The following is an 11,314-nucleotide window of genomic DNA, read 5'->3' on the forward strand; positions in this document are numbered from 1 at the left end:
ACCCTGTCGCGTGCCGGTCTTCGAGAGCTTCGCTCGCCGTGTGATGTCCGAACTGGAGAGCGGTCCGCCATGGGCAGCGAGGACACGCAGAACGCGAACGTTGGAATCGACCCCGAACACGGTGTCGAGCGGCGCCCGCATTGCACTCTGTGGTTCTGATCGTGCCACATCTTTCTCCAGACGGATATCAAATCAGTTGATCGATATCCGATCAATTCACTTAATATCAAATTGGTTGATCCGATATTAAACCATTATAAGGCCAGGGGCAATCGTCTGGATCGCCTCAGAACTGCCGGCATCGGCGCGGCGCCGGGAATATCGGGTGACTCCGAGCTCCCTTGCGTCCTTTTGCGGGCAATGTTATTGGAATCCCGCAACCTTTCGAGAAAGGAGGATCACGCAATGCAATATTATTTTCGGTTTAATCGCCAGCGTGGTCCCGTCAACGCCCTGCAAATGCGTTTGCAGGGCTGACCCAGAGACCGTTTCTCGACATCTCTTCCTGGTCTGCCCTTCGTGGCCAATGCGGCGCCGTAGATGACAGCGCGCATTCCTTTCATTTCCCGGGTTCGAACCGCGCAATCCCGTGATGGCTGAACGCCCCGAACCGCGCCTGATACCCGGTCAAGACCAGAGAACGATCATGACACTCATCAATATCCGCAATCTCGGCGTGACGCTGGGTAATCCCTTGTTTTTCAAGCTCAATCTCGTCGTCAATGCCGGCGACCGCATCGGCCTCGTCGCCGCCAACGGGCGGGGGAAATCGACGCTGCTTGCCTGCATCACCGGCGCGCTGGAGCCGAGCGAGGGCGAGATCACCAAGGCGCGCGGGCTGACCGTCGGCCATGTCGCGCAGAATGTGCCACCTGCCCTTTTCGACACGCCGTTCTACGATGCAGTGCTGCAGGTCCTGCCGGCCGATCAGGCCGAAAGCGAGAGCTGGCGGGTCGACGTGGTGCTGGAATCGCTCGACGTGCCGGAGGTCATGCGCGGCCGGCCGCTGAAGCAGTTGAGCGGCGGATGGCAGCGGCTTGCCATGCTTGCCCGCACCTGGGTGAGCGAGCCCGACGTGCTTCTGCTCGACGAGCCGACCAACCATCTCGACCTCGAAAAGATCTCGCAGCTTGAGAGCTGGCTGAATGCGCTGCCGCGCGACGTGCCGGTTATCCTGTCCAGCCACGATCGCGCCTTCCTCGATGCGACGACCAACCGGACGCTGTTCCTGCGGCCGGAGCAATCGCCGGTCTTCGCCCTGCCCTATACAAGGGCGCGCGCTGCCCTCGACGAGGCCGACGCCTCGGAGGCGCGGCGCTACGAGCGCGACATGAAGGTGGCGGAGCAATTGCGCAAGCAGGCGGCGAAGCTCAACAATATCGGCATCAATTCCGGCAGCGATCTGCTCGTCGTCAAGACGAAGCAGCTCAAGCAGCGTGCGGAGAAGCTGGAGGATGCGGCAAAACCGGCGCATCTGGAACGCTCGGCCGGCGCCATCCGGCTTGCCAATCGCGGCACGCATGCCAAGGTTCTGGTGACGCTGGAGGATGCGGCGGTGACGACGCCGGATGGAACGCTGCTGTTCAAGACCGGCCGGCAGTTCATCTGCCAGGGCGACCGCATCGTGCTGCTCGGCCTCAACGGTGCTGGCAAATCGCGGCTGGTGTCGATGCTGAAGCAGGCGATCGAAGGACCGGAGACGGCGCGGGACAGCATCAAGGCGACGCCTTCGCTGGTACTCGGCTATGGCGACCAGGCGCTTGCCGATCTTGCCGACACCGACACGCCGATCGGCACGATCATTCGCCGCTTCGATGTCGGCGATCAGCGGGCGCGGGGCTTGCTGGCCGGTGCCGGCATGACGATCGACATGCAGGCAAAACCGATCGGCCAGCTCTCCGGCGGCCAGAAGGCCAGGCTCGGCATGCTGGTGCTGCGGCTGACGGAGCCGAACTTCTATCTGCTCGACGAACCGACCAACCATCTCGACATCGAGGGGCAGGAGGCGCTGGAGAGCGAATTGATGGCGCATGAGGCGAGCTGCCTGCTGGTCTCGCACGACCGCAGTTTCGTGCGGGCGGTGGGAAACCGGTTCTGGCTGATCGAGAGGAAGCGGGTGGTGGAGGTGGAAAGTCCGGAAGGGTTTTTTGCTTCGGTTGCGGGGTGATGGATGGTGAGGATGTGGAGCGTAATTGTTGTTGACGGTGTGCCGTGCAGCCCCCTCATCCGCCCTACGGGCACCTTCTCCCCGAGGGGAGAAGAGGGAATCGAGACGTCGCCACGAGTCTCTTCTCCCCTCGGGGAGAAGGTGGCGGCAGCCGGATGAGGGGGCCTCACGGCACACCGCCAACGCAGTGCCCAAACCTACCGCTTCGGTGCCACCAGACAAAAGAAGGCTCCTTGCGGGTCGGTGGCCTGGATGATCCAGCTGCCGCCGGGGACTTCCATCGGGCCGTGGACCACCTTGCCGCCGCCTGAGGTGACGCGTTCGATCGCGGCATCGAGGGTCGGCACGATGAAATAATAGCACCAGAAGGGCATCGGCATGTTTTCCGGCTTGGTCATCATGCCGCCGGTCTGCCTGCCGTTATGGGCGAAAAGATAATAGACGCCCATCGGTCCCATATCCATCTCGCTGTCCTTCGTCCAGCCGAACAGCTTGGAATAGAAGGCCAGCGCCTCTTTGCCATTGCCGGCATAGAGTTCGCGCCAGCCGATATTGCCGGGGGCATCGAAGGCCAGTTCCGGCATGGGTTTCTCCATCGGCGCCGGCGTCATGATGCAGAGTACCGCGCCATGCGGATCGGCGACGACGGCGAAGCGGCCGATGGTCGGAATGTCTTCCGGCGGACGGCGGACCGAACCGCCATTGGCGGCGAAATCCTTGGCCGACTGGTCGACGTCGTCGACATCGACATAACCCGTCCAGTTCGGTGGAATGCCCTTACCCTCAAGTTCGGCCGGAAATTCCATCAGTCCGGCGACGCCGATGCCGTTCGCCTCGAAGATCGTATAGGTGGGCATGCCCTCCATTTTCATCTCGGAGGTGGTCCAGCCGACGACCGAGCTGTAGAATTTCGCGGCAGCCGATGTGTCGGGGGTCATCAACTCGCACCAGATGAACTTTCCATGCGTCTCAGACATCATACTCTCCCTTTTTCGACGCCGCTTTTCCTGGGCCCCCGTTTTCGGGGTTTGGGGCGCGCCGTGATTGTCAGATCTTCCGGGCGTAATGCGCTTCCATGAACTGCTTCCACGAGCCATCCGGCTGTTTGGTGCTGGAGACGAAAGTGCGATGATCGGCGTCCACGAAGATGATCTGCTCGCGATAATCGGCAAGGCCTTCGGTGTTGAAGTCGGGACCTGTCGTATAGAGGTCGAGCACATTGCCCGACGCGTCGACCTCGCCCTCATAGACCCACATATAGTCCATCATGCTGCCGATCCAGCTGCCGATGTACTTGGCTTTCGAAGCATTGTAGCCGAGCGTCAGGATGCTGGTGGCTTGCTTGCCATCCGGCATACGGCCGGTCCCTTCGGCGACGAACCAGATGCCGTGCAGCGAGCGCACGGTCTCCGTCCAGGGCTCGCCGCCACTCATATCGGGTGCGGTGACAGTCCAGTCGCCGACCAGTCTTTCCAGGAAGGAATGTTCCTTCAGCACTTCAGCGGTCTTCATCATCCTCTTCTCCCTTGAATGATGGTGGTGTTAGTTTTTCCGCATCCTGGGAAAGTCACTTCGCGACTTTCCCGGCAAAGCCGCTTACACTTTTCGGCATGATGCTCCGGCTCAGTGACAGGATGGCGCCTTGGCGGCCTCCTCATATTCGTCGTGGCGGCGCACGAAATTCATCGTGCTGTCCTCGTTGCGGCCCTTCGGCGCGCGGTCGAGGATCATCAGGGTGCCGACCAGTTCTTCCGGCCCGCGGGCATAACTCGAATAGGTATGGAAGACCTCGCCCTTGTCGTTGCGGTAGAAAGCGCTGAGGCCCGGCAGTTCGTCATTGGCATCAGCCGGCTGCATAGGTGTGAAATTGTAAAAGACCTTGTCTTTGGCAAGATCCTCCGGGCTGAAAGAAACGTGATAATCGAAATTGAAATCGCTGCCGAAGGAAGAGACCCAGGGAAATTTCCAGCCCATGCGCTGTTTATAGGCGGCGATCTTATCGAGCGGTGCGCGCGAAACGGCGACCCAGGTGACGTCGTGATGGTTCAGATGCGGCAGGGCGCCATCGACATGATCCGACAGGAATGAGCAGCCGGTGCAGCCGGCATCCCAATCGGGACCCAGCATGAAATGGTAGATCAGCAACTGGCTGCGGCCGTCGAAGAGATCGGCGAGCGACTTCCTGCCCTCCGGCGTTTCGAAGACATAATCCTTGTCGACCTTCACCCAGGGCAGCGCCAGACGGGCGGCGTTGACGCTGTCGCGCAACCGCGTCGCCTCCTTCTCCTTTGCCAGCAGGGCACGGCGGGCTTCGAGCCACTCTTCGCGGGACACAACTTCATTCTGCATGGAATGCGCCCTCCTCCGGCGCTTGCCGGTGAAGCCGGCTCATCTCCTTCTCCTTGACTAAATAGATTGATATCAATAGAAATGGAGCATGTCAAATTCGATCGAGATTCCCTTTTCCACGACGCTGATGGTGCGCGACACCTGCCTCTGCCTGCACGTGCAGCGGGCAGCACGCGCGCTTGCCCGGCTGTTCGACGATGCGCTGAGGCCGGCCGGGCTGACCAACGGGCAGTTTTCGCTGATGATGTCGCTGAACCGGCCCGAGCCACCGCCGATGGGGCCGGTCGCTGCCCTGCTCGCCATGGATCAGACGACGCTGACGGCGGCGCTGAAGCCGCTGCAGCGCAAGGGCTGGGTGACGGTGATGGAAAATCCGCGGGATAGGCGCGGCCGGCTGCTGTGTCTCACCCCTGAGGGCAAGGCGGTGCTGGCAAAGGCCCTGCCGATCTGGAAAAGCACACATGCAATGATAGACGGCAAGCTGCCGGATGGCAGCGCCGAACGGCTGCGGCAGGATCTGCAGGCGCTGTCATGAATGACGGCAAAAACGCCGAAGCCGGCCGGAAAGTACGCTGCCCGGCCGGCAAATGGCGGCAGCCGATACGGCTACCAAGTTTTTTAAAATCGATCAGGCGACGGTGACCGGGACCTCGGTCGAGGTGCGCATGGCGTGGCTGTAGGGGCAGACGATGTGAGCCGCGGCGGCGAGCTTTTCGGCGGTTTCGTGGTCGAGACCCGGGATGTTGACCGTCAGCGCCACTTCGATGCCGAAGCCGCCGCCATCTTCACGCGGGCCGATGCCGACCTTGGCAGAGACCGTCGTGTCCTCGGGAATCTTGACCTTCTGCTGGCCCGCGACAAATTTCAATGCACCGAGGAAGCAGGCGGAGTAGCCGGCAGCAAAGAGCTGTTCGGGATTGGTGCCGGTTGCGCCGTCGCCGCCGAGCTCCTTGGGAACGGTCAGCGTCACGTCCAGAACGCCGTTTTCGGAAACGGCGCGGCCCGCGCGGCCGCCGGTGGCAGAGGCTTTGGTCGTATAGAGAATAGGCATGACAATCTCCTTTGGTTGGCCCTTCGATCGGGTTGGATTTTTATTATCGCACAATTAAATTGTACGCAAGTGAATTTTGCAAATTGCATTTCGGATTCGAAAAGAGGACAATCAGGCTTCAAGGACAATAGACATGAAAGCGCAAACGACGAAGACGATGGAGATACCGCAAGAGGAGAAACGGCTGGAGAAGCAGTTGTGCTTCGCGGTCTACGCGACGGCGCATGCTTTCACCCGCGCCTACAAGCCAATCCTCGACAGGGTCGGCCTGACTTATCCGCAATATCTGGTGATGCTGGTGCTGTGGGAACGCGGCGAACTGCCGGTCAAGACGATCGGCGAGCAGCTGGATCTCGATTCCGGCACGCTATCGCCGCTGTTGAAACGGCTCGAACAGAGCGGGCTGCTCAAGCGCATCCGCGACCTGCGCGACGAACGGCAGGTGATCGTGTCACTGACCCCGCAAGGTCAGGCAATGAAGGGGGAGATCGATACGATCATGACGGCGATCGGGCAAGCCGCAGGCTGCACGCTTCAGGAAATGGCCGAGATGCGCGACATGCTGCATCGGCTGCGGGGCAATCTCGGGCGGGCCGGCACGGGCGGCGGCTGAACGCATTCACCCCGTAGAACCGGCACCCGGTAGAGCCGGCGTGCGCGCCGAGAAATCAGGGTCGCGGCTTGGCCGGCGACCGGCGCTTCTTTGCAGGCGCCGCCTTAGGTTCGGCCTCGGCCTCCTGCTGCAAACGCAGTGCCTTCAGCTTCTCCGTCTTCTTGTCACGGGCCGATGCCTCGGCGGCGATAATGGCGCGCGCCGTGTGATCGGTCGCTTCTGCCTTGTCGCGAGACGAAAGCTTGGCGGGATTGAAGAATTCTCCCTTGGTGGCGGTCATAGGCCCCTTTCCCAGGTGATGGCGGCGTTACTGCATAGTTCCTCAAATCGGAATCGGTTCAAGGAATTATGCTGAATTCAAGTGTTACAGCCTCCTTGCGCGTCTGGAAAAGACGCGCGGCGCTGTAAGCCATGGCTCCACGGCAGAAACCATGATTCACGGCTGAACCGTGATTCCACGGTTGGGCCGTGATGCCAAGCCCGGGATTAGCGGGTGGGGCGGAGAACCTTCTTCGGCGCCGGCAGCAGACCTTCGCGCTGCAGCTTCTTGCGGGCGAGCTTGCGCTGGCGGCGAATGGCCTCGGCCTTTTCGCGGGCGCGCTTCTCGGATGGCTTTTCAAAGGCGCTGCGCGCCTTCATTTCCCGGAACAGACCTTCCCGCTGCATCTTTTTCTTGAGCACGCGGAGCGCCTGATCGACATTGTTATCTCTGACGAGTACCTGCAAAACGATATCCTTCCTGTTGCGGCGGCGAGGCCGCACTGTCCAAAATAAAAAACCCGGGCGAAAATAAAAAACCCGGAACTACTTCCCGATTTTGATACTCGAAAACTTCAGCCAGGGCTCGGCGCCGTCGGACTTGGCCGCCGCCTCGGGGGAAGCCCTCGACGGAGATTCACCGGTGTCGATGTCGGCCTCAGTGATGCGGCGCTCGAAATTCTCCGCGTCGAACTGGACGCGATATTGCACATGCCCGTGGTCGTTGGGCAGGATGCTGGAGATCCGGCACCGCTTGTCGGCTTTCGCCGTGCGGGTAAGGCCGGATTTCAGCACGATCATGTCGCCGACTTTATAGTTTGGTCTGCCCATTTCAGCGTCCCTTCGACTCTTCGGCTGCTCAATCGGTCAATCAGAACGACCGGGGTCATTCAGGAACGACCGGGGCATTCCGGAAAAGCCTGCGATCAAAGCAAAAAGGCCGGGCTCGAACCCGACCTCTTCCAGTCACTCAGCCCGCTGCCAGTTTGGTCAGCCCGCTGCCAGTACATCCGTGGTCAGCGTAGGCGAATGACAAATTATGCGGCCTGAAGATTGTCGGCCGAATTCTTGCCGGACTTCTTGTCGCGGACGAGATCGTAGCGGATCTTCTGACCTTCAACGAGTTCGCGCATGCCGGCGCGTTCAACCGCCGAGATATGGACAAAAACGTCCGTAGAACCATCATCGGGCTGAATGAAGCCAAAACCCTTGGTGCCATTGAACCACTTTACGACGCCTGAATTCATAACGATCTCCTTTTCAACCGTTTGTGTTCGCCTGCGGGAAGATGTCCGACAAGCCGTATCGATGTTGAGAGGATATCTGACGGAGCGCTCAAGCGCGTGGACAAAGGTCGCAAGCAATTCGATACGCACCATGTAGGATATTTACCGAATTAAGCAATGGTATTTCGGAAAATAATTCTCTTGAGGGGCCAAAATGAAGCTCTTGCCCCAGGGGAAAGCACCTGTTTTCCCGGGGCAAAGCGCCAGCTTACCCGGGGCAAAGCAACCGCTTGCCCCAGGCAAAGCAACCGCTTGCCCGGGAAAAGCGATCGATCCGAGGCGGCCGGATTGCGGCCGCCTCGGTAACGATTATTGCCAGACAACGATGGGCGCCTTTGTCGGCACGCGGTCGTAGAGATCGATGATATCCTGGTTCATCAGCCGCACACAGCCCGACGAGACGGCCTTGCCGATCGAGCGCCAATCGGGATTTCCGTGCAGGCGGTAGAGCGTGTCCTCTCCGTTCGAGAAGATATAGAGCGCGCGGGCGCCGAGCGGGTTCTTCAGACCCGGCTCCATGCCGCCGTTCTCGATCGAATATTTGACGAGTTCGGGCTGGCGGGCGACCATCTCGTTCGGCGGCTTCCAGCGCGGCCATCTCTGACGCCACTGGATGACGCCCGACCCCTGCCAGGCGAAACCCTCGCGGCCGATGCCGACGCCGTAACGCATCGCCATGCCGTCGCCCTGGACGAGATAGAGGAAACGCGACGGCGTATCGACGACAATGGTGCCGGGGGGCTGACCGGTGGGATCGACGACGCGCTGGCGATAATAGCGCGGATCGATCTGCTCGTAGGGAACGGCTGGAATGAGAAAGCCGCCGTCTTCGATGGGGCCATACATGACGGCAAGCTCAGCCCCACTTGGCACGCTCGAAGTCCCCATCGACTGGAACAGGCGCATGGGCGAACGGTAAATGATCGTCGTATCGCCTGATGTCACGGTGTTGGCTGAGGAGGCGCAGCCGGCGAGTGCCGAGGCTGCGGTCAACGCCGAAAAGGAAAGAAAGCTGCGGCGGGAAAGATGTCTATCGAAGCTCATGACGCGAGACTGATTTCCTTTGATACGGGAAGCCGGACAAGACGCCGGTTAAACCGGTGATTCGTCCGATGCCGATAACGACATTAGGAATATCTATCGGCTTGCGCCAAATAAACCATAGCTTCACGCAGACGTGTCCGGCCCGGAGCAGACGATATGGGAAGCGCTGTTGCAGCGCTACATCACAACGATCTCGGCCTTGGCAGGAAGGCGGTCGTAGAGATCGACGACGTCCTGGTTCAGCATGCGCACGCAGCCCGACGAGGTGGCCTTGCCGATCGACTGCCAGTCGGGTGTGCCGTGGACACGGTAGAGCGTATCCTGCCCATCCTTGAAGATATACATGGCGCGGGCGCCGAGCGGGTTCATCAGCCCCGGATTCATGCCGCCATTCTCCGCGCCAAACGGGCGAACTTCTGGCTGGCGCGAGACCATTTCGACCGACGGCGTCCAGCGCGGCCATTTCTGCTTCCACTGGATGACGCCGCGGCCGGACCAGGCGTAACCGTCGCGGCCGAGGCCGACGCCGTAGCGCATCGCCTTGCCGTTGCCCTCGACGAAATAGAGGAAATGCGCCTTGGTATCGACGACCACGGTGCCGGGGCGCTCGGTCGTCTGATAATCGACCTCCTGGCGCAGGAACTGCGGCTGCACGCGGCTGACCGGGATCGCCGGCAGGGTGAAATCCTCGTCACGCTGCTGGCCGTACATCGCCATGTGCACGGGATTGGTGACCGGCAGGCCATAGGTCTGGTGGAACTGGGTCTTGTAGAGCTCGCGCGTCTGCGGCACCGGCTGATCGGGGATCGGCCGCACCCGGCGCGGATCGACGCCGGGCGGCTGATAGAAGACCGGCGAGGTCTCCTGGACGAAGCGGGCGGGCGAATCAGCGGCGACATCGGGAATGAGGATGTTGCAGCCGCTCAGCGACGCAACCGCAATCACGAGCCCGGCAAGCGGGAAGACCCGGCGCAGAAAATTCATGGAACCACCCTTATCAACGATCGGCGAGACAGCGATATCTGCCGGAACGATGGCATCTGCGGCTGGCGCGAAGCTGGCGTTGATGTGGGAAAGGCGGCGGCGAAAGTCAGGCCGCCACCCCGCGGAAGAAGCGGATGCTCTGTTCGATCTCGGCCGGCAGCGCCGAGGTGTGGTTGCCGGCGACGGTTTCCGTCTCGATGTGAACGCCGGCGCCGCGGGCGCGGCGGGCCAGCAGATCGGCGCGGTCGTTGAAATGCGGCTCCTCGGTGCCGTGGACGACACGGACCGGGCATTTGAAGCTGTGGGCGTAACATAGCGCCGAACGCACCTCGAATTCATGCGCGTTGCTATCGTCGAAACGGATGTCCTGGGGATAGCGGTTGAAGAAGCGGAAGGCATCGGGGTTGCCTGAAATCGGTGCAGCGGCGCGGAATTTGTGAGTGCTCATCGCCGTCAGCATTGTCAGCGTGCCGCCGATGCTGTGACCGGCGATGAAGAGGCGCTCGGGATCGACGCCCGGCAGATGCGCCAGGCGCTCGGTGGCGGCGAGCACGTCGTCGACCTCGTCGTAGAAGCCGGAGAAATTGCCCATCTGGCCGTTTTCGCCGCGCAACGACGGCATCATCACCACGTAACCAGCATCCATATAGGGCTTCATCAGCTGCCAATGGCCGATGCCCATGGCATTGCCGCCGTGCAGGAAGAGCACGGCCGGCCTGGCGGCGCGCTCGCGCTTGTATTTCGAGACAAAGGCCGCCAGCTCCAGCTCGCCGTAACCGGAGCGGTAGAAGATCTTGTCGGCATCGGCTGGCGCATTCAGCGGTTCGTATTTGTCAGGCGCCGGGCCCTTCTGCAAAAGCTTGGTGCGGAAATGGTGGCGGACTTGGGCATAGTCGCGCTTTGCAAGGCGCGGCTCGTCCGGGACATCGAAAGCGGCCGCCATGCGCGGCAGGATAAATGCACCGGCAAGACCCGCCAGCATGGCACGGCGCTGGAGGAAAAGGGAATTTCGTTCACGCGAGTTCATAACGCAGCATCCATCATTTCCCCGGCCATTCCAAATTAGACAGAGCATGATGTCGTGCGAAACCGCTTGCACTTTTCGGCATCATGCTCTGGAAAATCTGCACCGGAAGATCGTTGCCGCCAATACACATGCTGTTGAAAATATTGCCCTGCGTCATTGTTGCGCAGGGCTTGCAACTTCACGCCGGCTTGGCCTCGATCATGGCGATCAGCGTGCGCAGCCGGTCGGCCTCGTAGGAGGGTTTGTCGGGGCGAAGGCGGGCGATGCGGGGGAAGCGCATGGCGACCCCCGATTTGTGCCGGGTCGAACGGTTGATGCCCTCGAAGGCCACTTCGACGACGAAGCCGAAATCCTTGTCGGCGCGCACGGCGCGCACCGGGCCGAAACGCTCGGTGGTATTATTGCGCACGAATTTGTCGAGCACCTCGAGCTCGGCATCGGTGAAGCCGAAATAGGCCTTGCCGACGGGCACCAGCTGTTCGCCGTCCTCGTCATCGGCCCAGACGCCGAAGGTGAAATCGGAATAGTAGCTGGA

14 protein-coding genes and 1 pseudogene are annotated in these 11,314 nt (G+C 61.0%); 3 read left to right on the forward strand and 12 right to left on the reverse strand.

All coding sequences use genetic code 11. From position 1 onward, the window contains the following. Positions 1-646: 646 nt before the first annotated feature. Positions 647-2,167 (forward strand): ABC-F family ATP-binding cassette domain-containing protein, encoded by a 1,521-nt coding sequence (locus FY112_RS30255; protein ID WP_151519992.1) that lies wholly within the window; start codon positions 647-649, stop codon positions 2,165-2,167. Positions 2,168-2,364: 197 nt separating this feature from the next. Here the strand turns inward: FY112_RS30255 and FY112_RS30260 are convergent, their stop codons facing one another. The 3 genes from FY112_RS30260 to FY112_RS30270 all read right to left on the reverse strand — a co-directional run bounded on the left by FY112_RS30260 (position 2,365) and on the right by FY112_RS30270 (position 4,516). Continuing rightward, positions 2,365-3,144 (reverse strand): VOC family protein, encoded by a 780-nt coding sequence (locus FY112_RS30260; RefSeq protein ID WP_026158589.1) that lies wholly within the window; start codon positions 3,142-3,144, stop codon positions 2,365-2,367. A 70-nt stretch (positions 3,145-3,214) separates the two neighbouring features. Next, the gene (locus FY112_RS30265; protein ID WP_094086437.1) at positions 3,215-3,682 is read right to left on the reverse strand and encodes a DUF1579 domain-containing protein; all 468 of its coding nucleotides are present in this window, start codon (positions 3,680-3,682) and stop codon (positions 3,215-3,217) included. A 108-nt stretch (positions 3,683-3,790) separates the two neighbouring features. Further along, positions 3,791-4,516 carry a thioredoxin family protein gene (locus FY112_RS30270; RefSeq protein WP_151519993.1) on the reverse strand — a complete coding sequence of 242 codons (726 nt, stop codon included), beginning with the start codon at positions 4,514-4,516 and terminating at the stop codon, positions 3,791-3,793. Positions 4,517-4,604: 88 nt separating this feature from the next. Between FY112_RS30270 and FY112_RS30275 the strand changes: the two genes are divergently transcribed. Further along, on the forward strand, positions 4,605-5,051 hold the full coding sequence (locus tag FY112_RS30275; RefSeq protein ID WP_017959558.1) for a MarR family winged helix-turn-helix transcriptional regulator: 447 nt from the start codon (positions 4,605-4,607) through the stop codon (positions 5,049-5,051). A 93-nt stretch (positions 5,052-5,144) separates the two neighbouring features. On the opposite strand, the gene FY112_RS30280 is transcribed toward FY112_RS30275, so the two are convergent. Next, entirely contained in the window at positions 5,145-5,567 is a 423-nt protein-coding gene (locus FY112_RS30280; protein ID WP_017959557.1) for an organic hydroperoxide resistance protein, read from the reverse strand. Between the two features lie 133 nt (positions 5,568-5,700). Between FY112_RS30280 and FY112_RS30285 the strand changes: the two genes are divergently transcribed. Beyond that, positions 5,701-6,180, forward strand: coding sequence for a MarR family transcriptional regulator (locus FY112_RS30285; RefSeq protein WP_151519994.1), 480 nt, complete (start codon positions 5,701-5,703; stop codon positions 6,178-6,180). A 55-nt stretch (positions 6,181-6,235) separates the two neighbouring features. Here the strand turns inward: FY112_RS30285 and FY112_RS30290 are convergent, their stop codons facing one another. The 8 genes and pseudogenes from FY112_RS30290 to FY112_RS38190 form a co-directional block, all read right to left on the reverse strand. Next, on the reverse strand, positions 6,236-6,460 hold the full coding sequence (locus tag FY112_RS30290; RefSeq protein ID WP_003546479.1) for a hypothetical protein: 225 nt from the start codon (positions 6,458-6,460) through the stop codon (positions 6,236-6,238). 206 nt (positions 6,461-6,666) lie between these two features. Next, on the reverse strand, positions 6,667-6,906 hold the full coding sequence (gene rpsU, locus FY112_RS30295) for a 30S ribosomal protein S21 (protein WP_003546477.1): 240 nt from the start codon (positions 6,904-6,906) through the stop codon (positions 6,667-6,669). A gap of 78 nt (positions 6,907-6,984) precedes the next feature. Beyond that, the gene (locus tag FY112_RS30300) at positions 6,985-7,269 is read right to left on the reverse strand and encodes a hypothetical protein (RefSeq protein ID WP_012756578.1); all 285 of its coding nucleotides are present in this window, start codon (positions 7,267-7,269) and stop codon (positions 6,985-6,987) included. Between the two features lie 206 nt (positions 7,270-7,475). Next, positions 7,476-7,685 carry a cold-shock protein gene (locus tag FY112_RS30305; protein WP_003546468.1) on the reverse strand — a complete coding sequence of 70 codons (210 nt, stop codon included), beginning with the start codon at positions 7,683-7,685 and terminating at the stop codon, positions 7,476-7,478. A gap of 348 nt (positions 7,686-8,033) precedes the next feature. Next, positions 8,034-8,768: a L,D-transpeptidase gene (locus tag FY112_RS30310; protein WP_017959555.1), complete on the reverse strand. Its 735-nt coding sequence runs from the start codon at positions 8,766-8,768 to the stop codon at positions 8,034-8,036. Positions 8,769-8,945: 177 nt separating this feature from the next. Continuing rightward, entirely contained in the window at positions 8,946-9,752 is an 807-nt protein-coding gene (locus FY112_RS30315; protein WP_017959554.1) for a L,D-transpeptidase, read from the reverse strand. Between the two features lie 106 nt (positions 9,753-9,858). After that, positions 9,859-10,779: an alpha/beta fold hydrolase gene (locus tag FY112_RS30320; RefSeq protein ID WP_017959553.1), complete on the reverse strand. Its 921-nt coding sequence runs from the start codon at positions 10,777-10,779 to the stop codon at positions 9,859-9,861. A 178-nt stretch (positions 10,780-10,957) separates the two neighbouring features. Continuing rightward, positions 10,958-11,314 (reverse strand): annotated as a pseudogene (locus FY112_RS38190) (ATP-dependent DNA ligase); the annotation flags it as partial.

Source organism: Rhizobium sp. PEPV16 (assembly GCF_008919455.1).
In the GTDB taxonomy this organism is placed as follows: Bacteria; Pseudomonadota; Alphaproteobacteria; order Rhizobiales; family Rhizobiaceae; genus Rhizobium; species Rhizobium leguminosarum_Q.

Excerpts from the sequence above, each read along its gene's own strand:
- FY112_RS30275 (WP_017959558.1), top strand. The coding sequence starts at position 4,605 with ATGTCAAATTCGATCGAGATTCCCTTTTCCACGACGCTGATGGTGCGC.
- FY112_RS30300 (WP_012756578.1), bottom strand. The coding sequence starts at position 7,269 with ATGGGCAGACCAAACTATAAAGTCGGCGACATGATCGTGCTGAAATCC.
- FY112_RS30310 (WP_017959555.1), bottom strand. The coding sequence starts at position 8,768 with ATGAGCTTCGATAGACATCTTTCCCGCCGCAGCTTTCTTTCCTTTTCG.
- FY112_RS30255 (WP_151519992.1), top strand. The coding sequence starts at position 647 with ATGACACTCATCAATATCCGCAATCTCGGCGTGACGCTGGGTAATCCC.
- FY112_RS30285 (WP_151519994.1), top strand. The coding sequence starts at position 5,701 with ATGAAAGCGCAAACGACGAAGACGATGGAGATACCGCAAGAGGAGAAA.
- FY112_RS30270 (WP_151519993.1), bottom strand. The coding sequence starts at position 4,516 with ATGCAGAATGAAGTTGTGTCCCGCGAAGAGTGGCTCGAAGCCCGCCGT.
- FY112_RS30265 (WP_094086437.1), bottom strand. The coding sequence starts at position 3,682 with ATGATGAAGACCGCTGAAGTGCTGAAGGAACATTCCTTCCTGGAAAGA.
- FY112_RS30260 (WP_026158589.1), bottom strand. The coding sequence starts at position 3,144 with ATGTCTGAGACGCATGGAAAGTTCATCTGGTGCGAGTTGATGACCCCC.
- FY112_RS30280 (WP_017959557.1), bottom strand. The coding sequence starts at position 5,567 with ATGCCTATTCTCTATACGACCAAAGCCTCTGCCACCGGCGGCCGCGCG.
- FY112_RS30290 (WP_003546479.1), bottom strand. The coding sequence starts at position 6,460 with ATGACCGCCACCAAGGGAGAATTCTTCAATCCCGCCAAGCTTTCGTCT.
- FY112_RS30315 (WP_017959554.1), bottom strand. The coding sequence starts at position 9,752 with ATGAATTTTCTGCGCCGGGTCTTCCCGCTTGCCGGGCTCGTGATTGCG.
- FY112_RS30305 (WP_003546468.1), bottom strand. The coding sequence starts at position 7,685 with ATGAATTCAGGCGTCGTAAAGTGGTTCAATGGCACCAAGGGTTTTGGC.
- FY112_RS30320 (WP_017959553.1), bottom strand. The coding sequence starts at position 10,779 with ATGAACTCGCGTGAACGAAATTCCCTTTTCCTCCAGCGCCGTGCCATG.